Source organism: Bradyrhizobium sp. BRP56 (assembly GCF_020194035.1).
Classification (GTDB): domain Bacteria; phylum Pseudomonadota; class Alphaproteobacteria; order Rhizobiales; family Xanthobacteraceae; genus Bradyrhizobium; species Bradyrhizobium australafricanum.
On sequence record NZ_JADYVV010000104.1, the window covers coordinates 1 to 22,098 of the forward strand.

General features: G+C 64.3%; 19 protein-coding genes and 1 pseudogene. 11 read left to right on the forward strand and 9 right to left on the reverse strand.

All coding sequences use genetic code 11. The features are described from left to right. Positions 1-364 precede the first annotated feature (364 nt). On the forward strand, positions 365-1,144 hold the full coding sequence (locus tag I6F38_RS40820) for an SDR family oxidoreductase (protein ID WP_092082528.1): 780 nt from the start codon (positions 365-367) through the stop codon (positions 1,142-1,144). A gap of 163 nt (positions 1,145-1,307) precedes the next feature. On the opposite strand, the gene I6F38_RS40825 is transcribed toward I6F38_RS40820, so the two are convergent. Continuing rightward, complete coding sequence (locus tag I6F38_RS40825; protein WP_021077434.1) at positions 1,308-1,607, reverse strand: HU family DNA-binding protein; 300 nt, start codon at positions 1,605-1,607, stop codon at positions 1,308-1,310. A 433-nt stretch (positions 1,608-2,040) separates the two neighbouring features. On the opposite strand from I6F38_RS40825, the gene I6F38_RS40830 reads away from it, so the two are divergent. The 4 genes from I6F38_RS40830 (at position 2,041) to I6F38_RS40845 (ending at position 7,323) form a co-directional block, all read left to right on the forward strand. After that, positions 2,041-3,654 carry an ABC transporter substrate-binding protein gene (locus tag I6F38_RS40830; RefSeq protein ID WP_092082526.1) on the forward strand — a complete coding sequence of 538 codons (1,614 nt, stop codon included), beginning with the start codon at positions 2,041-2,043 and terminating at the stop codon, positions 3,652-3,654. Between the two features lie 236 nt (positions 3,655-3,890). Beyond that, positions 3,891-4,868 (forward strand): ABC transporter permease, encoded by a 978-nt coding sequence (locus tag I6F38_RS40835; protein WP_038383993.1) that lies wholly within the window; start codon positions 3,891-3,893, stop codon positions 4,866-4,868. A gap of 2 nt (positions 4,869-4,870) precedes the next feature. Beyond that, positions 4,871-5,701, forward strand: coding sequence for an ABC transporter permease (locus tag I6F38_RS40840; protein ID WP_016843116.1), 831 nt, complete (start codon positions 4,871-4,873; stop codon positions 5,699-5,701). Continuing rightward, positions 5,698-7,323, forward strand: coding sequence for an ABC transporter ATP-binding protein (locus tag I6F38_RS40845; RefSeq protein WP_225164363.1), 1,626 nt, complete (start codon positions 5,698-5,700; stop codon positions 7,321-7,323). The genes I6F38_RS40840 and I6F38_RS40845 overlap by 4 nt, the downstream gene beginning before the upstream one ends. A 16-nt stretch (positions 7,324-7,339) precedes the next feature. On the opposite strand, the gene I6F38_RS40850 is transcribed toward I6F38_RS40845, so the two are convergent. From I6F38_RS40850 to I6F38_RS40860, 3 genes are all read right to left on the reverse strand, one after another. Continuing rightward, positions 7,340-8,557: a fructose 1,6-bisphosphatase gene (locus I6F38_RS40850; protein ID WP_276573539.1), complete on the reverse strand. Its 1,218-nt coding sequence runs from the start codon at positions 8,555-8,557 to the stop codon at positions 7,340-7,342. A gap of 143 nt (positions 8,558-8,700) precedes the next feature. Next, positions 8,701-9,888 carry a 6-phosphofructokinase gene (locus I6F38_RS40855; protein ID WP_225164364.1) on the reverse strand — a complete coding sequence of 396 codons (1,188 nt, stop codon included), beginning with the start codon at positions 9,886-9,888 and terminating at the stop codon, positions 8,701-8,703. A 218-nt stretch (positions 9,889-10,106) separates the two neighbouring features. Further along, complete coding sequence (locus I6F38_RS40860; protein WP_225164373.1) at positions 10,107-11,474, reverse strand: FAD-dependent oxidoreductase; 1,368 nt, start codon at positions 11,472-11,474, stop codon at positions 10,107-10,109. 77 nt (positions 11,475-11,551) lie between these two features. Here I6F38_RS40860 and I6F38_RS40865 point away from each other — a divergent pair, with 77 nt between their 5' ends. The 4 genes from I6F38_RS40865 (at position 11,552) to I6F38_RS40880 (ending at position 15,681) form a co-directional block, all read left to right on the forward strand. Further along, positions 11,552-12,406, forward strand: a complete 855-nt coding sequence (locus I6F38_RS40865) for a VOC family protein (RefSeq protein WP_225164365.1) — start codon at positions 11,552-11,554, stop codon at positions 12,404-12,406. 115 nt (positions 12,407-12,521) lie between these two features. Beyond that, positions 12,522-13,844, forward strand: a complete 1,323-nt coding sequence (locus I6F38_RS40870) for a sugar ABC transporter substrate-binding protein (RefSeq protein WP_092082514.1) — start codon at positions 12,522-12,524, stop codon at positions 13,842-13,844. A 164-nt stretch (positions 13,845-14,008) separates the two neighbouring features. Then, on the forward strand, positions 14,009-14,860 hold the full coding sequence (locus tag I6F38_RS40875) for a sugar ABC transporter permease (RefSeq protein WP_225164374.1): 852 nt from the start codon (positions 14,009-14,011) through the stop codon (positions 14,858-14,860). Further along, positions 14,857-15,681, forward strand: a complete 825-nt coding sequence (locus I6F38_RS40880; protein ID WP_038383999.1) for a carbohydrate ABC transporter permease — start codon at positions 14,857-14,859, stop codon at positions 15,679-15,681. Before I6F38_RS40875 ends, I6F38_RS40880 begins: the two co-directional genes overlap by 4 nt. Positions 15,682-15,825: 144 nt before the next feature. On the opposite strand, the gene I6F38_RS40885 is transcribed toward I6F38_RS40880, so the two are convergent. Both I6F38_RS40885 and I6F38_RS40890 read right to left on the reverse strand, forming a co-directional pair. Next, complete coding sequence (locus tag I6F38_RS40885; protein ID WP_225164366.1) at positions 15,826-16,437, reverse strand: TIGR00730 family Rossman fold protein; 612 nt, start codon at positions 16,435-16,437, stop codon at positions 15,826-15,828. 104 nt (positions 16,438-16,541) lie between these two features. Continuing rightward, positions 16,542-17,219, reverse strand: coding sequence for an isochorismatase family cysteine hydrolase (locus tag I6F38_RS40890; protein WP_225164367.1), 678 nt, complete (start codon positions 17,217-17,219; stop codon positions 16,542-16,544). Between the two features lie 224 nt (positions 17,220-17,443). Between I6F38_RS40890 and I6F38_RS40895 the strand changes: the two genes are divergently transcribed. Next, complete coding sequence (locus I6F38_RS40895; protein ID WP_225164368.1) at positions 17,444-18,457, forward strand: formamidase; 1,014 nt, start codon at positions 17,444-17,446, stop codon at positions 18,455-18,457. Between the two features lie 63 nt (positions 18,458-18,520). Here the strand turns inward: I6F38_RS40895 and I6F38_RS40900 are convergent, their stop codons facing one another. After that, entirely contained in the window at positions 18,521-19,591 is a 1,071-nt protein-coding gene (locus I6F38_RS40900; RefSeq protein WP_225164369.1) for a putative sulfate exporter family transporter, read from the reverse strand. Positions 19,592-19,677: 86 nt separating this feature from the next. Here I6F38_RS40900 and I6F38_RS40905 point away from each other — a divergent pair, with 86 nt between their 5' ends. Further along, on the forward strand, positions 19,678-20,649 hold the full coding sequence (locus tag I6F38_RS40905; RefSeq protein ID WP_225164370.1) for a LysR family transcriptional regulator: 972 nt from the start codon (positions 19,678-19,680) through the stop codon (positions 20,647-20,649). Here the strand turns inward: I6F38_RS40905 and I6F38_RS40910 are convergent. Both I6F38_RS40910 and I6F38_RS40915 read right to left on the reverse strand, forming a co-directional pair. Beyond that, positions 20,597-20,821: a hypothetical protein gene (locus tag I6F38_RS40910; protein WP_225164371.1), complete on the reverse strand. Its 225-nt coding sequence runs from the start codon at positions 20,819-20,821 to the stop codon at positions 20,597-20,599. The two genes, I6F38_RS40905 and I6F38_RS40910, sit on opposite strands and share 53 nt — an antisense overlap. A gap of 146 nt (positions 20,822-20,967) precedes the next feature. Next, positions 20,968-21,831: pseudogene (locus I6F38_RS40915) on the reverse strand (HAMP domain-containing sensor histidine kinase); the annotation flags it as partial. Positions 21,832-22,098: the final 267 nt, after the last annotated feature.

The following is a 22,098-nucleotide window of genomic DNA, read 5'->3' on the forward strand; positions in this document are numbered from 1 at the left end:
ATCGCATATGGAATGAACCGACTCTTCCGTGCCGTCATGGCCGGGCTTGTCCCGGCCATCCACGTCTTTTCTTCGCGTGGAAACGAAGACGTGGATGCCCGGGACAAGCCCGGGCATGACGAGTTTTGTGGGAACTCCGATCGCCTCAAACGGCCATATGCGATTGCCCTACCTTTCAGGGGGAGGGAGTCAGGCGACGGTGCTCGCCTAACGACAAATAGATGTGCACCACCATGGAGATCTCCGATGTCCGGCCCGCTGCATCTCGCGCTGATTGTCACAGCACACCTGCTCTGCATGACCTTGTTGGTCGCGCTGTCGGTTTGATAGCGTCCTCTCCGGGCCAGCCCCAGGGAGAACAACAATGAACCTATCGATGAAGGACCGCGTCGCGGTGGTCACCGGCGGCAGCAAGGGCATCGGGATCGCGGTGGCGCGGCGGTTTGCCGAATCCGGCGCCAGGGTCGCGATCCTCGCCCGCGGCGCGGCCGACCTCGCTGCGGCGCGCGAAGCGCTCGCCAGGGACGGCCTTGTGGTGCGCGACTACGTCTGCGACGTCGCGAAGGCCGCCGATATCACCAAGGCCCACGACCAGATCGTTGCCGATCTCGGCAAGATCGACGTTCTCGTCAACAACGCCGGCACGGCGCGCACGCTGGCGTTCGAGAGCATCAGCGACGAGGCCTGGCAGGAAGACCTCGACCTGAAACTGTTCGCCGCGATCCGTTTCAGCCGGCTGGTGTGGCCGGGCATGAAGCAGCGCAAATGGGGCCGCATCATCAACGTGCTCAACACCTTCGCCAAGGCGCCGGCCGGCAATTCCGCACCGACCTCGGTGTCGCGCGCGGCCGGCATGGCATTGACCAAGGTGATGGCCAATGAAGGCGGCGAGCACAACATCCTGGTGAATGCGCTACTGGTCGGCCTGATCATGAGCGATCAATGGGTCAAGCGGCATGCCGCCCAGGCGCCGAGCACGGATTTCGGGGAATTCGCCAAGGGCCTTGCCAAGGGCACGCCGCTCGGCCGCATCGGCACGGCGGAGGAGTTCGCCAACCTCGCCTGCTTCCTGGCCTCGGAGCAAGGCTCCTACATCACCGGCACCGCCATCAATGTCGATGGTGGCCGGTCGCCGGTGGTCTAGAGCCCCGGTCCCGGTTCAACCCGGTCCGGAGCTCCAGATTCTGCTTTGGCGCGTTTTCTTCACGCGAACCGGTGTCCACTCGCTGGAAAACGCGGGCTGGCAACCAACGGCAGGAAGCGACGGCTCAAAAGCAAAAGGCCTCCGTTACCGGAGGCCTTTCATCTTAAACCGCGTCCTTGGCGGCCTTGACCGGCCGTGCGCGGACGATCTTCCGGGCCGGCTTGGCCTTGAACATCATCTCTTCGCCGGTGAAGGGGTTGGTGCCCTTGCGCGCCTTGGTCGCAGGCTTCTTGACCACAACGAACTTCGCGAAGCCGGGGACGAGGAACACCCCGGCCTTCTTCAGCTCCTTGTGGCCGACATCGACAAGCGAGTCCAAAACGTTCTTGACGTCGCGCTTGGAGAGTTCGGTGGTGGTCGCGATCTTCTCGATCACTTGCGACTTCGACAGTTGGGTAGCCATGGTTGCTCCATTGATTCTGGAGTGGGCACGATATGGCGGAAAACGCCGAGAAAAACAGTGTTTTCTGCACTCCCCACCACAATATCGCTGTGGACAGCCTCCGAATCAGGGTTTTTTCCAGTGTTTTTTCAAGTCAAGGCGCTTCCGACCCCTAAAATTACAGGGTTTGCGCGGCTTCGGCGCTCCCGAAACGTCCCTTCGAGAGAATCACCAGACGCAACTCGCGCGGCCCAAACTGCGACAATGCGGCGCCCGATCCGGGTTGCGAAGCGCTGCGGCAGGCCACTTCAGGTTTCGGAAACGATCCTCCAAAAGGCCGAGGCATTAGAAAATGACTCGGGTTCCCATTCCATCGTAACATCGCAAAGGGGCGCCACGACCGATCGGCCGACCGCCCGATGCAAGCCATTATGTAAGTACCGGAGACCCGCGTATGGATTTGAGCCGCCTTGAGATCAACCGCCGCACGGCCCTTCTGACCTCGGCCGCGATTGCGGCCAATGTCATCAATCCGATGCGGGCATTCGCGCAGGAAACCCCGCGCAAGGGCGGCGTGTTCAACGTCCATTACGGTGCCGAGCAGCGCCAGCTCAATCCCAGCATCCAGGCCTCGACCGGCGTCTACATCATCGGCGGCAAGATCCAGGAGAATCTGGTCGACCTCGACGCCAACGGCCAGCCGGTCGGCGTGCTCGCCGAGAGCTGGGAGGCGACGCCGGACGGCAAGACCGTCACCTTCAAGCTGCGCAAGGGCATCACCTGGCACGACGGCAAGCCGTTCACCTCGGAGGACGTCGCCTTCACCGCGATGAACATGTGGAAGAAGATCCTCAACTACGGATCGACGCTGCAGCTGTTCCTCACGTCGGTCGATACGCCCGATCCGCAGACCGCGATCTTCCGCTACGAGCGGCCGATGCCGCTGAACCTGTTGCTCCGGGCCCTGCCCGACCTCGGCTACGTCTCCGCCAAGCATCTCTATGAGAGCGGCGACATCAGGCAGAACCCGACCAATCTGGCGCCGGTCGGCACCGGCCCGTTCAAATTCGTCAAATACGAGCGCGGGCAATACATCATCGCCGACCGCAACCCGGACTACTGGCGGCCGAACGCGCCCTATCTCGACCGCATCGTCTGGAAGGTGATCACCGACCGCGCCGCCGCGGCCGCCCAGATGGAGGCCGGCGAGCTGCACTACAGCCCGTTCTCGGGTCTGACGATCTCGGACATGGCGCGGCTCGGCAAGGACAAGCGCTTCATCGTCCAGACCAAGGGCAATGAGGGCAACGCCCGCACCAACACCATCGAGTTCAACTTCCGCCGCAAGGAACTGGCCGACATCCGGGTCCGCCGTGCCATTGCGCACGCGATCAACGTGCCTTTCTTCATCGACAATTTCCTGGGCGATTTCGCCAAGCTCGGCACCGGCCCGATCCCCTCGACCTCGACCGACTTCTATCCCGGGCCGAACACGCCGCAATACCCCTATGACAAGGCCAAGGCGATCGCGCTGCTCGATGAGGCCGGTTTCAAGGCCAGTGGCGGCAACCGCTTCTCGCTGAGGCTGCTGCCCGCGCCGTGGGGTGAGGACATCTCGCTGTGGTCGACCTTCATCCAGCAGTCGCTGGGAGAAGTCGGCATCCAGGTCGACATCGTGCGCAACGACGGCGGCGGCTTCCTCAAGCAGGTCTATGACGAGCACGCCTTCGATCTCGCGACCGGCTGGCACCAGTATCGCAACGACCCCGCGGTCTCGACCACGGTATGGTACCGCTCCGGCCAGCCCAAGGGCGCGCCGTGGACCAACCAGTGGGGCTGGGAGGACAAGACCGTCGACAAGACCATCGACGATGCCGCCACCGAAGTCGATCCGGCCAAGCGCAAGGCGCTCTATGCCGACTTCGTCAAGGAGGTGAACACCGAGCTGCCGGTCTGGATGCCGATCGAGCAGATCTTCGTCACCGTGATCACGGCCAAGGCGCGCAACCATTCCAACACCCCGCGCTGGGGCTCGACGAGCTGGCACGATCTTTGGCTGAGCGCATGAGGCCACATCTGCGCTAGGCGTGGCGCCCTCTTCTCCCTCGCCCCGCTCTTGCGGGGAGAGGGTCGGGTGAGGGGCTCGCTCCACGATATTGCTCCATCGATAGACCTGTACCCCCTCACCCGGATCGCATCTGGCGATGCGATCCGACCTCTCCCCGCAAGCGGGGCGAGGTAAGAAGGGGCCGGTGCCCACCCCGAACCGGTGTCCACATCGTTCGAAAACGCTATAGATAAAATATGCGTATCCTGAGCCTTGCGGGGCGGCGGCTCGCCGCCTCGATCCCGACCCTGTTCCTGATCCTGATCGGCGTGTTCCTGCTGCTGCAGCTCGCGCCGGGCGACACCGTCGATGCGCTGATGGCGCAGATGGGCGGCGGCGACGCCGCGACCGCCGAGGCGCTGCGCAAATTCTACGGGCTGAACCTCTCGGTTCCGGCGCAGCTCGGGAACTATCTGTGGCACCTGGTCCGGCTCGACCTCGGCTTCTCCTCGATCTACGGCAAGCCGGTGGCGACCGTGATCCTGGAACGGCTGCCGCCGACCATCCTGCTGATGACGGCGTCGCTGTCATTCGCGTTCTTCTTTGGCCTCGTGTTCGGCGTGATCGCCGCGCGTGGCGTCAACCGCTGGCCGGACACGATGATCTCCACCCTCGGCCTGATCTTCTACGCCACGCCCTCGTTCTGGTTCGGGCTGATGGCGATCGTGGTGTTCTCGGTCTATCTGCAGTGGCTGCCGCCGGGCGGCTTCGAGGATATCGGCAACGTCCAGACCGGAATCTGGCGCGTGCTCGACATCGCGGCCCATCTGGTGCTGCCGACGCTGACGCTCGGGCTGATCTTCCTCGCGATCTATCTGCGCATCATGCGCGCCTCGATGCTTGAGGTGCTGAACCTCGATTTCGTCCGCACCGCCCGCGCCAAGGGGCTGGATGAGACCCATGTCATCACCCGCCATGTGCTGCGCAACGCGCTGCTGCCGATGGTGACGCTGATCGGATTGCAGGCCGGCACCATGCTCGGCGGCTCGGTCGTGGTCGAGAGCGTATTCTCGCTGCCCGGCCTCGGCCGCCTCGCTTATGAATCGGTGGTGCAGCGCGACCTCAACACCCTGCTCGGCATCGTGTTCGTGTCCGCGCTGCTCGTCATATCCGTGAACTTCGTCGTCGACCTGCTCTACGCGCGGCTCGATCCGCGCATCGCGGCGGAGGGCTGACGATGGATGCCGTGAAGCGCTACTTCCGCAGCCCGGCCGCGGTGATCGGCCTGATCCTGCTGCTGCTTGTCATCGCGATGGCAATCAGCGCGGGTCTCCTCTATCCGCGCGATCCGCTCGCTCTCGCGGGCCGGCCGCTGATCTGGCCGTTCTCCAACCCGCGCTTCCTGCTCGGCACCGACAATTCCGGCCGCGACATCGCCGCCCAGATCTTCTACGGCGCGCGGATCTCGCTGCTGATCGGCGGCGTCGCCACCGTGATCGCGATCCTGATCGGCATCCTGGTCGGCGCCTTCGCCGGCTATTACGGCGGCTGGGTCGACAATGTGCTGATGCGGATCACGGAAGCGTTCCAGACGCTGCCGAACTTCGTGCTGCTGCTGGTGCTGGTCGCGGTGTTCGGCTCGACCCTGACCACGGTGACCATTGCAGTCGGCGTGGTGTCGTGGCCGGCGCCGGCGCGGCTGACCCGCGCCGAGTTCCTGTCGCTGCGCAACCGCGAATTCGTCCAGGCCGGCAAGACGCTCGGCATGAAGGACGTCCAGCTCATCCTCGGCGAGATCTTGCCCAACGCGCTGCCGCCCGTCATCGTCTATGCCAGCGTGGTGATGGCGGTCGCGATCCTCTTGGAAAGCGCGCTCGCCTTCCTGCGTCTGTCCGATCCCAACGTCGCCTCTTGGGGCAATCTGATCGGGCTCGGCCGCGACGTGCTCCGGGTGCAGTGGTACGTCTCGGCGATCCCCGGCATTGCGATCCTCGTCACCGTGCTCGCGGTGTCGCTGGTCGGCCAGGGCCTGAACGATGCGCTCAATCCGAGGCTGAAGAGCCGATGAGCGACACGGTCCTTTCGCTCGACGCCCTGACGGTGCGCCTGCCCAAGGGCGCCGACCGGCCGCATGCGCTGTCCGACGTTTCGCTTTCAATTGCGTCGAACGAGATCCTCTGCGTGGTCGGCGAGTCCGGCTCCGGCAAATCGATGATGGCGAACGCCATCATGCGGCTGTTGCCGAACGAGGTGACGATCGAACGGGGCCGGATGATGTTCGACGGCCGCGACCTCTGCGCCGCCGATAGCGCAGAGATGCGCGATGTGCGCGGAGCCGGCATTGCGATGATCTTCCAGGAGCCGATGACCGCGCTCAATCCGCTGCGCACAATCGGCGACCAGATCGGCGAGATGTTTGCGATCCACACCGGCCTGTCGAAGTCCGAGATCAATGCGCGGGTGCTGGCGCTGCTCGAGGACGTCCGCATCCCCGACCCCAAGGCGGCCGCAAAAGCCTATCCGCACGAGCTGTCCGGCGGCCAGCGCCAGCGCGCCATGATCGCGATGGCGCTGGCGCTCGACCCGAAGCTTCTGATCGCCGACGAGCCGACCACCGCGCTCGATGTCACGACGCAGGCGCAGATCCTGAAGCTGATCCGCGATTTGCAGCAGCGCAAGAAGACCGCGGTGCTGTTCATCACGCATGATTTCGGCGTCGTCGCCGAGATCGCCGACCGCGTCGTGGTGATGCAGCATGGCGCGATCGTCGAGCAAGGCACGGCCGATGAGGTGCTGAACGATCCGCAGCATGCCTACACGAAGCAGCTGATTGCGGCCGTTCCGCCGCTGAAGGCACCGCCGCCGCGCATCCTTTCCGGCAAGGATATCCTGACCATCGATGGCGTCTCCAAGACCTACCGCACCGGCGGCTTCCTCGGCCGCGGCGCGCGGATCACGGAGGCCGTCAAGAACGTCTCGCTGCACCTGCCGCGCGGCGCGACGCTCGGCATCGTCGGCGAATCCGGTTCGGGCAAATCGACGCTCGCGCGCTGCATCGTGCGGCTGATCGATCCGGATACCGGGTCGATCGTGCTCGACGGCAAGGACTGGGCGAAGCTCGGCCGCGACGATGTCAGGCGCCAGACCCGCCACATCCAGATGGTGTTCCAGGATCCGTTCGCCTCGCTCAATCCGCGCCGCAAGGCGGCCGAGCTGGTGGCGCAGGGACCGATCGTGCACGGCACCGACCGCGCCACCGCGATTGCGGAAGCGCGAAAGCTGTTCGAGCTGGTCGGCCTCGATCCGTCCGCCGGCGATCGCTACCCACACGAATTCTCCGGCGGCCAGCGCCAGCGCATCGGGCTCGCCCGGGCATTGGCGTTGAAGCCGGACGTGCTGGTGGCGGACGAGCCGGTCTCGGCACTCGACGTCTCGGTGCAGGCGCAGGTCTTGAAGCTGCTCGCCGGGTTGCGGCAACAGCTTGGCCTCTCCATCATCTTCATCACCCACGATCTGCGCGTCGCCGCCCAGATCTGCGATCTCGTCGCGGTGATGAAGGACGGCGCCGTGGTCGAGCAAGGGCTGACCGCCGAGGTGTTCGGCAAGCCGCAGCATCCCTATACGCAGGCGCTGCTGTCAGCGATCCCCGGCGGCGCGTTCGCGCGCGAGCACGGCACCGCAACCGTGTAGCCGGGCACGCGCGGCCCTACTCCGCCGCTTGTGGCTTGGGCTCCTCGCGCAGCCGGAAGCGCTTCAGCAATCCGGATACCGTGTCGCGGAAGCCGCCATATTCCAGCTCTGAATAGGGCAGCATCGCAGCGCCGGACCAGCCCTGGCTGCGCATCTCGATCGCCTTGCGCTGCGCGCGCTGGCGGACCTCGTCCCACGCAAGGTTGTCAAAGAAATCGGTATAGGACTCCGAGAACTTCCCGTCCCGGTCGATCGAGAAGCCGACGCAGGACACGATCGGCAGGCAGTACATCCCCGTCACCGGGGTGTTGAGCGGCACCGGCATGAGCGGCATCACATGCGAGCCGCGCGCATCGCCGCCCACGAAGTGCGCCTTGGCGAACGGCGAGATGATTTCTTCGGGCGCCGCGAAAATGCCCTGGTTCCTGACGACCGCGACCGGATCATCCTTGCCGGTGTACTTGCCTGCGATGGAGTGAAGGCGCTGCGCCGAAACGGCGACGGCGACCTCGCCATAGGTTTTCGAGACGATGCGATCAATGCCGAAGCGCTCGTTGTCGCGAAGCAGCGCCGCAATGTGGTAGCCGTCCGCGGGCGCATCGAGTTCGATCACGCTGTCGCCGGCCGTGTTGTCCATATCGATGATATGGAAACGGAAGCCCTTGATCATCGGGGGCAGCATCAGCCCGGCGCAATACATGGGATCGGCAAAAGCCAGATAGAGCGGCAGGTTGTAGGCGCCGGGGCCGCATTTGTCTGCGGCGAACACCATGAAGGACTCCGCGGGTCTCGCGCCCGAAAGGCTGTGGTCGAAGCTGAGTTCGGCGACGGCCGGGCCCGCGCCACGAACGTTTCCGGAAGGGGCGTCGACGAGAAGATCCTGGCCGGCGCCGTAGAGCCCGGAGGTCTTCGCAACCGCAGTGGCCGCGAGAAACGTCTTCCAGGCGAATTGGTGGACTTCAGAGCTCCCTTCGCCCCGCGTGTGCGTCATGACGATCGCAATATCGTCGCCGGTATGGCGCACGAAACCGTCGATCAGGAGACCGTTTTCGATCGCTTTCGCGACCTCCCCTTCGACAGCCGCCATCATGCGCGCAGATGGTTTCGTGTGGCCCCCGACGGAGCCAATGTCAGCCTTGATGACCGAAATGGTGAGTTTCATGAGCATCCCTCCGACCGCAGCGCAGCGCCTTCGCCTCGGCGCTCGCTGCGCCGGGGGCGACGGCGCGCTCATTTGCGAAAAAGAACGTCGTGTGGTGCGACAGGTTCCCTGCGCAAATTTCTTGCGGAACTATGGCCCCTCCGTCACCGCCTGTCGATACGGGCTATCGACGCATCTGGAATAGCTCGCCCTGCCCGATGGGGTTACCACCCGCCCTATGAAGCGCGGTTGAGAAAGATCGGCAGGCCCCGCTTGTTGGAATAGAGAGGACGGTAGCGCTCGGTGTTGTACGCGCTTGCGACGTCCAATTTGCGTGGCCCGAGCTTGGCGTCGGGGATCGGCACGAGGTCGTAGCGGCCCTCGACCAGCGCCGACATGAGGCCGGTTTTGCCTTCCAGGATCGCATCGTAAGCCATGTTGCCGAACGTCAGCGCCACAAGCTTGTCGATGAAGTCCGGATCGCCTGACCGCAGGTCGTAGGTGAGGTCAGAGACGATGGTCTCCTCGCCGGTGCGCCGCTTGATCTCGTCGGCGAATGCTTCGGCCACGCTCGCCTTCCTGCGGTGACCGTAGGCGTCAGGCTCGCCGAATTCCTGCACCTTGTAGCCCTCCCACTCGGCGCCCTCGCTGAGCACGATCAGCGCGTAGTTGCTTGGGTTGCCGTGCTTGTCATCGAGGAGAAGCTGGATCAGCTTGTCGAGATTGACCTTGTACTCCGGTATGGCGCATCGGATCGAGGTTGCGTATGCGGTATAGAGCGCCGTAAAGCCGGCATCGCGACCAAAGACGCGGAAAATGCCGATTCGCTCGTGCGAGCCGACGGTGGTGCGCTGGCGCTGGATGGCATCGCTGGCACGGGTGATCGCGGTCGAGAAGCCGATGCAGTATTCGGTGTTGCGGACGTCGTTGTCCATCGTCTTCGGGATGGCAATGATCCTGACGCCTCGCCTGTTGAGCTTGTCCGCGTAGCTGAGAGTATCGTCGCCGCCGATGGCGATCAGATGTTCGATACCGAGCCCCGCGAGGTTCGCGAGCACCTCGTTGGTGAGGTCCCACGTCGTGGTTGCGATGCCACCCTTGGTGCTCTGGGAAACCGGAAAGTCGCGGCCCGCGAGATGATCGGGCAACTTCTTCATTTTGGAGGGATTGGTGCGGCTCGAGTGCAGCACGGTGCCGCCGCGCCGGTCGATGACGCGCGTGTTTTCGCGGTTCAGCGGGATGATGTAGTGGGACTTACTCGACGGGTCGTCGAGGTTCAGGTGCGTGAGGGCCTCCCAGCCCCGGCGGAGACCGACAACCTCGATGTCGTCCTCGCTGCCGCGATAAGTCACGCTCTTGATTACCGCGTTAAGGCCGGGGACGTCACCGCCTCCCGTGAGAATACCAATGCGCTTCCTCGCCATGCCCACCTCCCAGGGTTGCCATCTGGCAATAACGCCTGCGTCGCGTCGGGGTTTCCACAACGCTATCCGCCAACGGCGGGATCCTCGTGATCGCGACACCCAGCCGAACCTGCTTAGGCCCCACTCTTCCAGCGACGTTCTCCGACCAGTCCCCACCTCGGACGGCTTGCCCCTCCATGCCCTTTGTCTCGCCTGCATGGCGCGACGTTGCTCCGCGCTTACCGCGAACGGCGCGAGGCGAGGAAATACTCCGCCCAGCGCAGCAACTCGAAGCGATCTCCCTTGACCAGCTCCTGTGCATCGCGGCGCCGGTAGAGCACCAGCATCCAGGGCGCGAGCTTGCGCAGCAATCCATGTGCCACGTACTGCACCGGCCCGGTGAACGGCAGCGCCAGTTCGCTTTCCGGCACGCCCTGGACCGCGCGCGCTAATTCGCGGCCGAGCGGGATGGTCAGCGCGACCGCGCGGCCATTGCAGCCGGTCCAGCCATAGGCGTTCGGCCCCAGCCGGTGCATGCGCGGCAGGAAATCGGCGGTCATCCCGACATAGCCGTTCCAGACATAGTCGAACGAGACCTCGCCGATCTGCGGCCACAAGCGCTGCAACCGCTCGGTCACCCGCGCCTTCAGCCGCCCGGTCTTGTCGCCCGGACCGAGCACGGCACCGCCGGTGACGAGGCGGTTGCGGGCGTCGTAGCGCGCGAAATACAGCTCGCCATGGGTGTCCGACATCGCCTGCCGGCCGGGAATGATGGTCTTGCGGACATTGTCCGACAGCGGCTGCGTCGCCATCTGCCACGACAGCACCGGCATCACCTCGGTCGCGATCTCCGGCACCAGCGATTTCGCGAACTCGCCGCTATAGGCATTGGTGGCGACCACCAGCGCGCGGCCGGAGATTTCACCCTTTTCCGTCTTCACCACCCAGCGATCGCCGCGGCGCTCGAAACTCGTCGCAGTCGAGCGGGCATAGATTCGCGCGCCGAGGCCGAGCACGGTCCGCGCAAGGCCTCGCGCCAGCGCCAGCGGATTGACGTGACCGCCGGTCCTGTTCCAGAAGCCGCCGTACCACGCATCCGAGCCGAGCATGTCGCGGGTCTGATCGCGCGACAGCAGCTCAACAGGCGCGCCGAATTTCGACCATTGCTGCACCCTCCGCTCCGCAATCTTGATGCGGCCCGGCGAATGCACCGGCTGCACCCAGCCGGCCTGCTCCTGCTCGGCTTCGATGTTGTAGCGTTTGACGACGTCGAACAGCATGGCCGCACTGTCGCGCAGCATCGCGACGAAGCGCTCGCCGGCCGCGCCGTGCCTCGCGATGATGTCATCGGGATCGGGGCGCGACAGCGTCGGAATCACCTGGCCGTTGTTGCGCCCCGAGGCACCCCAGCCCGGCTCGGCGGCCTCGACGATCGCAACATCGACATTGGCCTCGCGCAGATGCAGCGCGGTCGATAGACCCGTGAAGCCGCCGCCGATGATCACGACATCAGCCTGCTGCGCGCCGGTCAGCTCGGGACAATCAGGGCCGGAGGGCGTCACTGCTGCCCAGAGCGAACTGGGCCAGCGCACGGCATTGCTGTTCATCATGATCCTTCCTTGCGGGCGCCCGGTCATTCTGGTTAGCTAATTCTACTCTCCTATTCCAGCCGGGAAGACAACAAGTGGCACTCAAGAACGTCATCGGAATCGATCACGCCGTGGTCATGGTGAAGGACCTCGACAAGGCCGCCGAGAACTACAAGCGGCTCGGCTTCACCGTGTCGCCGCGCGGCACCCATAGCGCGCATATGGGATCGGGCAATTACACCATCATGTTCGACCCCGATTACATGGAATTGCTCGGCGTGCTGACGCCGACCGAACACAACGCTCCGGCGCGCGCCTTCCTCGAGAAGCGCGGCGAAGGCATCGAACGCATTGCATTCACCGCGGTGGATTCCGCTGCTGGTGCCGAGGAGATTCGCGCGCGCGGCTATGCGCCGATCGGGCCGACCGATTTCGAACGCCCGGTGACCTTGCCTGATGGCACGGTCTCCGCGGCAAAATTCCGCACCTTCCAGTGGCCGACCGCGGAGGCGCCCGGCGGCGTCCGCATCTTCGCCTGCCAGCACAAGACCCGCGAGACGGTGTGGATTCCCGAATTGATGACGCACGCCAATGGGGCAAAACGCCTCAAGCAGGTGCTGATCGTCTCGCCCGATCCCGGGGCGGATGCCGCGCATCTCTCCAAGATGATCGACATCGCGGTGAGGAACGACGCCGACGGTGCGGTTGCAGTACCGTCCGGCGGCGACCGCGCCGACTTCGTGTTCCTGACCAGGGATCAGCTCGGCAAACGTTATCCCGGCGTATCGCTGGATGGCCTGTCCGACCGCGGCGGCGCCGGCCTCGTGATCGCGGCCGATCTTGCCGCCACCGAGAGAGCGCTGGGCTCAGCCGGCGTGAAGAGCGGCGACAGCATCACCGTGCCGCCGGCTTCCGGCAACGGCACCCTGCTCGCTTTCGTCAAGGCATAGCTGCCATACCATGCGCGGCGCAGCGTTATGCAACGGCGCCGCGCATGTGGGACTAGGCACAGAAAGTTGAGGCGCTAGTATCTCTCCCAAACAAGAACCGTCCAGGGAGAGAAACATGTCGCATCACCTGATCTCGCGCCGGCAGATGCTGGCCGGCACCGCGGCCGCCGGCGCGGTTGGACTGACCGGATTTCCGGCCCGCGCCGACGTCAACTGGAAGAAATATTCCGGCACCACGCTCGAGGTGATTCTCGCCAAGGGGCCGCGCGGCGACAATCTGCAAAAATACATCAAGGAATTTACCGAGCTCACCGGCATCAAGGTCGAGTCGGAGCAGATTCCCGAGCAGCAGCAGCGCCAGAAATGCGTGATCGAGCTGTCCTCGGGCAAGCCGAGCTTCGACGTCGTGCATCTGAGCTATCACGTGCAGAAGCGGCAGTTCGAGAAGGCCGGCTGGCTCGCCGACATGTCGGGCTTTCTGAAGGATCCGAGCATGACGCCGCCGGACCTCGTCGAGAGCGATTTCTCGGCGGCTGGGCTGCAATATGCCCGCAACGACAAGGGCCAGATGCTGTCGCTGCCATGGTCGGTCGACTATTTCATCCTCTACTACAACAAGGAGTTGTTCCAGAAGAAGGGCGTCGAGGTCCCGAAGACGCTGGAGGAGATGGCAATCGCGGCCGAGAAGCTGACCGATCCGAAGGAAGGCATCTACGGCTTCGTCGGCCGCGGCCTGCGCAACGCCAACATGGCGATGTGGACCAACTTCTATCTCAACTATGGCGGCGAATTCCTCGATGCCAAGGGCAACATCCTGACCGACGGCCCCGAGGCGATCGAGGCCACCAAGCTCTATCAGCGGCTGCTGACGAAATGCGCGCCTCCCGGCGTCGCCGGCTTCAACTGGATGGAGTCGATGGCGTCCTTCACGCAAGGCAGGTCCGCGATGTGGATCGACGCCGACGGCTGGGCGCCGCCGCTGGAAGATCCCGCCGCCTCGCGCGTCGTCGGCAAGGTCGGCTACACGCTGGTGCCCGCCGGTCCCAAGGGCAAGTTCTCCTCGACCTATGGCGACGGCGTCGGTATCGCCGCGGCGAGCAAGAACAAGGAAGCCGCCTATCTGCTCTGCCAATGGGTGGTCTCGCGCGGACAGGGCGCGCGCCTGCTGCAGGCCGGCGGCGGCGTGCCGTTCCGCAACTCCATCGTCGACGATGCCGAGGTCGCCAAGGGCGTGAAGACCAAGGAATGGCTGCAGTCGGTGGTCGATTCCGCCAAGATCTCGAAGCTCGGCCTGCCCGTCATCATCCCGGTCGCCGAATTCCGCGACATCGTCGGCGCGGCGCTGACCGCGACGCTGTCGGGCGCCGATCCCGCCACCGAGCTGAAAAAGGCGCACGAGCAATTCCGCCCCATCCTGGAGCGTAGCGAAAAAGCGTGAGCGTGGTGACTCAGACTGAGCCGGCGGCGGCCGGCAAAGCGTTTTCAAGCGAAGTGGGTACCGGTTCGCGTGAAGAAAACGCGTCAAAGCAAGAGTCCAGAGCCGCAGGCTCTGGAGACGCCGCGCCGGCACGTGAATGGCGTCCGCCGTCCTACTGGCCGTTCGTGATCCCGGCGCTCGTCGTGGTGCTGGCGGTGATCATCTTTCCGTGGGTGTTCACGATCTGGATGAGCCTGCAGGAATGGAAGGTCGGCTCGCCGACCGTGTTCGTCGGGCTCGCCAACTATTTGCGGCTGCCGACCGATCCGCGCTTCGTCGAGGCGGTCGGGCACACGCTGTCCTATACAGCGCTGTCAGTGCTGTTGCCGCTGGTGTTCGGCACGCTGGCGGCGGTGGTATTCCATCAGAAATTCGCAGCGCGCGGCTTCCTGCGCGGCATCTTCATCATGCCGATGATGGCCACGCCGGTGGCGATCGCGCTGGTGTGGACCATGATGTTCCACCCGCAGCTCGGCGTGCTGAATTATCTGCTGTCGCTGGTCGGGCTGCCGCCGCAGCTCTGGGTGTTCAACCCCGCGACGGTGATCCCCTCGCTGGTGCTGGTCGAGACCTGGCAATGGACGCCGTTGGTGATGCTGATCGTGCTCGGCGGCCTCGCCGCGATCCCGACCGAACCCTATGAAAGCGCGCAGATCGACGGCGCCAATTTCTGGCAGATGTTCCGCTTCATCACGCTCCCCCTGATCATGCCGTTCCTGTTCATCGCCGGCATGATCCGGATGATCGACGCGGTGAAAAGCTTCGACATCATCTTCGCGATCACGCAAGGAGGGCCGGGCTCGGCGTCGGAGACCATCAACGTCTATCTCTACAGCGTCGCCTTCGTCTACTACGACCTCGGCTACGGCTCGGCGATCGCGGTGGTGTTCTTCCTCCTGATCGTGGCGCTGGCGGCACTGCTGCTTTACTTGCGCAAGCGCCTGCTGTGGACATCTGAACTCGGGGGCGAGGCATGAACCCGCGCCAGATTCTCGGGCGGATCGGGCTTTGGCTGTCGGTGTTCGTCATCGTCTCGCCGGCGATCCTGTTCTTCCTCTGGATGGCCTCGCTGTCGCTCAAATTCGAGATCGACAACGCCTCCTATCCGCCGGTGTTCTTTCCGGAGCATATCGCCTGGAAGAACTATGCCGACGTGTTCGCGTCCAACCGATTCCTGACCTATTTCAGCAACAGCCTTGTGGTCACCGGCTGCGCCACGGGCCTTGCGATGCTGGTCGGCGTGCCCGCGGGCTACGGCATCGCGCGGATGGCCGCGCATAAATCGGCGATCGTGATCCTGATCGCGCGCATCACGCCGGGCCTGTCGTATCTGATCCCGTTGTTCCTGCTGTTCCAGTGGCTCGGCCTGCTCGGCACGCTGGTGCCGCAGATCATCATCCATCTCGTGGTCACGGTGCCGATCGTGATCTGGATCATGATCGGCTATTTCGAGACCACGCCGCTGGAGCTGGAGGAAGCTGCGCTGATCGACGGCGCGACGCGCTGGCAGGTGTTCCGCCATGTCGCGCTGCCGATCGCCAAGCCCGGCCTTGCGGTTGCCTTCATCCTCGCGGTGATCTTCTCCTGGAATAATTTCGTGTTCGGCATCGTGCTGGCCGGGCGTGAGACCCGCACGCTGCCGGTCGCGGTCTACAACATGATCTCGTTCGATCAGCTGAGCTGGGGCCCGCTCGCCGCCGCCGCGCTGATCGTGACCGCGCCGGTGCTGCTGCTCACCGTGATGGCGCAGCGGCAGATCGTGGCGGGACTGACGGCGGGTGCGGTGAAAGGCGGCTAGAGCGCGTACTCGTAAATCCGCCCGCCGAATGACGCCCGCATTACCGTCAGAAGCGGACAAACGACACGTGCTCGGTCATGTCGGCTGAGGCCAATAGCGGAAGCCGATGGCACCCGGCCCCATTAAGTCTGAGGACACTGAAATCTACATCTTGTCGATGATCGACGAACCACCGACTTCGGACGTGCTCTCTTTAGCAGCGGCCGCGACAATCGCGGGGATTACGTCCTCGGCACGATCAACGATAATGGGTTGAAGCAGGTGGTCTCTATGAAGGAAACCTGCGCTGCGTATGTGGTCCAGCATTGCCATCATCGGCGCCCAAAACCCTTTGATGTTCACCAGGACCATCGGCTTACGGTGCTGCCCAAGCTGGGCCCAAGTCATGATTTCCACGATTTCCTCGACGGTACCGATGCCACCCGGAAGTGCCACGAAGGCATCAGAACGCTCGAACATTCTGTGTTTGCGCTCGTGCATGGTGTCTGTGATCGTCAAGTCTTCGAACATCTTGAGCGCATCAGTCGTCGTTTCCCAGTTTGTGAGAAATCTCGGAATGATCGCGCCGACCTTGCCGCCGTTATTCAGTGTGCCGCGAGCGACCGCGCCCATCACACCATGGGTTCCGCCGCCGTAGATCAGCGTCAATCCCGATGCGGCAAGAGCGTGTCCCAATCGTTCGCCTGCCTCGACGTAGGCAACGTCGTGACCGGGCGAAGAGCCGCAATAGACGCAGACTGCTTTGATCGTGCTCATGTGGAGGATAAACGCGATGCACGGCCATAGCGTCAAGCTTGTTGTGCACGCCAGAGTCGGCTTTGGGTCACAAAGGCGATATCCTTGACGCGTCCCCTCGCCCTCTAGCCAGCGAGCGCCTCCAGCACCGCGGCTGAATCGGTGACCCAGCCGAAAATGCCGCCCTGGGCCTTGATCATCTTCAGGCCCATCTCGTGGAATTCCGGGAAGTAGGACGCGCAGCCGTCTGATATCACGATGCAGCGGTAGCCGCGGTCGTTGGCCTCGCGCACCGTGGTGTTGACGCAGACCTCGGTGGTGACGCCGCAGACCAGCAGATTCTCGATGCCGTACTTTTGCAGGATGTCGCCGAATTCGGTGGCGTAGAACGCGCCCTTGCCGGGCTTGTCGATCACGATCTCGCTGTCGAGGGGATAGAGCTCCGGAATGATGTCGTGCCCCGCCTCGCCGCGGATCAGGATTCGTCCCATCGGTCCGGGATCGCCGATCCGAAGCGACGGCGCGCCGCGCTCGACCTTCGCCGGCGGCGCGTCGGAGAGATCGGGCAGATGGCCCTCGCGGGTGTGGACCACGAGCAGCCCGGCGTCGCGCACCGCCGCGAGCACCGCGGCGATCGGCTGCACCGCGCGGGCAAGCCGGCTGACGTCATTGCCGAGCGTCTCGCCGAAGCCCCCTCGCTCCATGAAATCGCGCTGCATGTCGATGATGACGAGCGCGGTCCTGCTCCAGTCGAGCGTGATCGGCGCCGGCTCCGCCGCGATTGTCCCGCTTGAATTCGCCATGACGCACGCCCCGAATGCGAGAAAACCCGCATTGATTAAGCAAACCGCGTGCCATTGCGCAATGATGCGGCGCATCGCGGCGATCCCGATCAGCATGCGACCGTACGCTGCATTTGCGCATTCTGCGATCTTGCTGGCATGATCGTTGCTAGCTGGGAGCCCGACCGAACGAAGATTATCGTTCGCGAAATGACAGCCCATTTCAAACAGGCGGGAGGACAGGCATGAATGGACTTGGCGGTCTCAACAAATCACCGAACGGCGTCGTGATCGGACTGGTGCAGCTGCAGTTGCCTGTGGTTGCGACAAGGTCCGACCTGGCACGGCAGACGGAGCGCATCGTATGGATGGTCGGCAAGGCGCGGCGCAACCTCGGAACCATGGACCTCGTCGTGTTCCCCGAATACTCGCTGCACGGCCTCTCGATGGATAACAATCCGGAGATCATGTGCCGGCTCGACGGGCCTGAAGTCGCGGCTTTCAAGCGGGCCTGCATCGAGAACAAGATCTGGGGCTGCTTCTCCATCATGGAGTTCAACCCGCATGGTAACCCCTATAATTCAGGGCTGATCATCGACGATCACGGCGATATCAAGCTGTACTACCGCAAATTCCATCCCTGGATTCCGGTCGAGCCGTGGGAGCCCGGCAACATCGGCATTCCCGTGATCGATGGACCGAAAGGCGCGAAGATCGCGCTGATCATCTGCCATGACGGCATGTTCCCGGAAATGGCCCGCGAATGCGCCTACAAGGGCGCGGAGATCATGATCCGCACCGCAGGCTACACCGCCCCGATCCGCGACAGCTGGCGCTTCACCAACCAGGCCAACGCGTTCCAGAACCTGATGGTGACGGCCAATGTCTGCATGTGCGGCTCGGACGGGTCGTTCGACTCGATGGGCGAAGGCATGATCGTCAATTTCGACGGCAGCATCATCGCGCACGGCACCACGGGACGGGCCGACGAGATCATCACCGCCGAGGTGCGGCCCGACCTCGTGCGCGAGGCGCGGATCAACTGGGGCGTCGAGAACAACATCTATCAGCTCTGGCACCGCGGCTATGTCGCGGTGAAAGGCGGCGCGATGGATTGCCCCTACACGTTCATGCAGGACATGGTGTCCGGCCGCTTCCGCCTGCCCTGGGAAGATCAGGTCAAGATCACCGACGGCACGTCCTGCGGCTTTGCCGCACCGACACGGATGTTCGGCAAGACCACGAAGGCCGCCGAGTAGCCGGCACTTTGATGTGAGCATGATCTCTTCGGAAAACCGCTCCGCACTTTTCCGGATCATGCTCTACTTGAAGAAGTGCACGAGGCCGATGCTCAAGCCCAGGAGCAGCATCAGCGACAGCGTGACGGCGGCCGTCACGCGGCCGCCGACCGTCGAGAGCACGCGCACATCGACGCCGAGCCCGAGGGCTGCCATCGAGACGACGGTGAGGATCGCCGCCGTCTTCGTCACCGGCGCGATCGCGATGTCGGGCACGAGCTGGAACGAGCGCAGCGCGGCCAGCACCAGGAAGCCGATGATGAACCAGGGCACCAGCTTGAACGGGCTGATCGGGGCGGCCTTTGAGGTGCCCTCCCTGGCGGCGCCGGCCTTGCGCCGGCGCGCCACCAGCAGCGAGAGGCCGATCACGATCGGGCCCAGCATCAACACCCGCACCAGCTTGACCAGCGTGCCGATCTGGGTCGAGACGATGCCGGCCGGCACGGTCGCCGCCAGCACCTGCGGCACGGCGTAGACGGTGAGGCCGGCGAGGATGCCGTATTGCGTCGCCGTCAGCTTCAGCAGCGGGATCAGCAGCGGCAGGCCGAGCACCATCAGCACGCCGAGAATGGCGGTGAACGAGATCGACGAGGCGATGTCGTCGCCGTCGGCCTCGATCACCGGCGCCACCGCCGCGATTGCCGAGTTGCCGCAGATCGAATTGCCGCAGGCAATCAGGATCGCGAGTTTGGTCTTGAGCCCGAGCATCCGGCTGAGGCCATAGCTCACCGCCAGCATGATCACGACGGTCACCGCGATGGCGCCGATCAGCAGCCCGCCCGATGCCACGATCGCGGCAAAGCTGATGGAGGCGCCGAGCAGCATCACCGCGACCTCGAGCAGCTGCTTGGCGCTGAAGGCAATGCCCGAGCGCCAGCGCGCCGACGGCTCCCAGGCGGTGCGCACCGCCATGCCGAGCAGGATCGCGACGACGAGGGCCTCGATATAGGGATGGTCGAAAACGCGCTCCTCGGCGGCCTGGATGCCGAGCGAGATGACGGTGACCGCCCCGCAGAGCAGAATCCCCGGAATGAGCTGGAATATGCGCCGCAGCGCCCCCTGCTTCTGCCCCTGGTCTTGTTGTTGTTCCGGCACAAAATCCTCTTTTCGGAGAAGATTTTATGCGCCATGGCACACCTCTTGGCTAATATATTTTCGGACTGCCCCGATAGAGAGAAGTTATGTCCCTCAACCTGCATCTGCTCCGCCTGTTCGCGGCCGTGGCGAGAACCGGAAGTTTCTCCCGCGCCGCCGACCTCCTGCACATCAGCCAGCCCGCGATCTCCAAGGGCGTGCGGGATTTCGAGCTGCAGGTCGGCTGCCGGCTGCTCGACCGCACGCCGAAGGGGGTGCGACCGACGCGGGAGGGCGCGGCGCTGGCGCGGCATGCCGAGACCCTGTTCGCGGCTGAGCGCGCCGCCGAGGACGAATTGCAGGCGCTGCGCAACCTCGACAGCGGCTCGCTGCGGATCGGCGCCAGCACCACGATCGCGACCTACATGATCCCGGAATATCTCGGCGTGTTCCACCGTGCCTTTCCCGGCATCGATCTGCACGTCGTCAGCGCCAACACCAGCGACATCGCCGCGCTGATGCTGGGACACGAGATCGAGATCGCGCTGGTCGAGGGGCCGGTCGAGGACGAGAATTTGATCAGCGAAGCCTGGCGTACCGATGTGATGGCGCTGATTGCGGGTCCGGATCATCGCTTCGCAGCGGTCCAGGGGCCGATCGACATCCGGTCGCTGAACGACGAGATCCTGATCGTGCGGGAACCCGGCTCAGGCACGCGCGAGGTGGTCGCGCAGGCGCTGGCCGCCCACCACGTCGAGCCGCAGCGGACGCTCGAGATCGGCAGCACCGAAGCGATCAAGCAGGCGGTGGCATCAGGCGTCGGCGTCGCCATCGTGTCGATCGCGACGATCGACGATCAAGTGAAGCTCGGAAAGCTGAAGGTGATCCCGATCAAGGGCATCCATATCGAGCGCACGCTCTGGCAACTGAAATCGCCCGGCCGGCTCGAGGTACCGGCAGCGGTGGCGTTCGAGGGGATCATTCGGGAGGCGCAAAGGGCCAGGACGGCGCCGCGCGGGCCTGCGGCTAGAGCGCGGCGAACAGACCCTGCGCCCAGGCAACGGCATGCTCGAAGCTGAACACGCCGGGCTCGAAATAGACGGCCCGTGCCAGCACGATGCCGACCACCAGCACCCAGAACACGCTGGTGCCCGCTGTCTTCAGCCATTTCGACACGCCCTCGCTCGCGATCGAAGGATCGACCGCGGGGACCGGCTCGCCGAAGGGATCGAATGCGGATTGGCTCATCATCGTAACCATCAGGAATACCCTGAGAATGTCGCGACGACGGGGGCGGAAGCAAGGGTAGTGGAATGCCTTTTGCGGCGGTTACTTGGAAGGACGTTTTCCAGCTCGAAAACCGGGGAGCATTTCCTTCTCAACGCCCCCTGTGGGCATCAACCATCGGTTCCGCGCCGCGGCGCCACCCGTGGCAGCGTGATCCGCATGCGTGTCCCCATGCCCGGGGCACTGTCGAGATGGAGCTCTCCACCCAGCCGGTTCGTGACGATGTTATGAACGATGTGGAGACCGAGCCCGATGCGGCCGATGTCGCGGCGCGTGGTGAAGAATGGATCGAAGGCCTGCCGCAGCACGTCGTCGTCCATCCCGCAACCGTTGTCGGCGAACAGGATCTCGACCTGGGCCGCGCCTGAGGCGCGCAGCCGGATCGTGATCACGCCGCCCTTGCCATCCGGAAACGCGTGCGCCACCGAATTGACGAACAGATTGGTCAGCACCTGGCCGTAGGGGCCGGGGTAACTGTTCATGGCAAGACCGGGCGGGCAATCGACCTCGAGCGCCAGGTTGTTCTTCGGCAAGGCCGGACGCAGGTTCGAGAGAACCTGCTCGGTCGCCGCGCCGAGATCGAACTGGCTGCGGTCGAAATAGCTGCGATCGACGGCGACCTGCTTGAACGATTGCACCAGGTCTGCCGCGCGCTTGAGGTTGCCGACAAGCAGCGACGAGGCGCTTTCGACGACCTCGATGAAATCGCTCAGGCTGGACCGCTTCAGCTTGCCGCGCGCGGCCTCGGCAGCGAAGTCGGCGCATTTCTGCTCCAGCACTGACGCGACGGTGAGACTGGTGCCGACCGGACTGTTGATCTCGTGCGCGACGCCGGCCACCAGCCGGCCCAGCGCCGCGAGCTTTTCCGCCTCGATCAGCGACGCCTGGGTCTCCTGCAGATGGTGCAACGCCTTCTCGGCCGCGTCGCGCGCGGCGCGGATCTCGCGTTCGCTGCGCTTGCGATCGGTGATCTCTTCGGCCGCAACGTTGACGCCGACGATGCTCCCGTTCGGTTCGCGCTGCGGATGCCAATGCGTGATCCAGCATCGCTCGTCATTGTGGCCGGGGCGCTGGCCGTAAACCTCCACGTCGGTGACGGGCTCTCCGGTCTCCAAGAGCTGGCCCCGCAAATTCGGACAGTAGCTTGAGTGGATTTTCTGCCTGACAGCGGCGAGGATTCTTGCTGCGAATCAGGAGCGAAGATGACGAAGAAGAGCCGCCGGACGCATTCTCCGGCATTC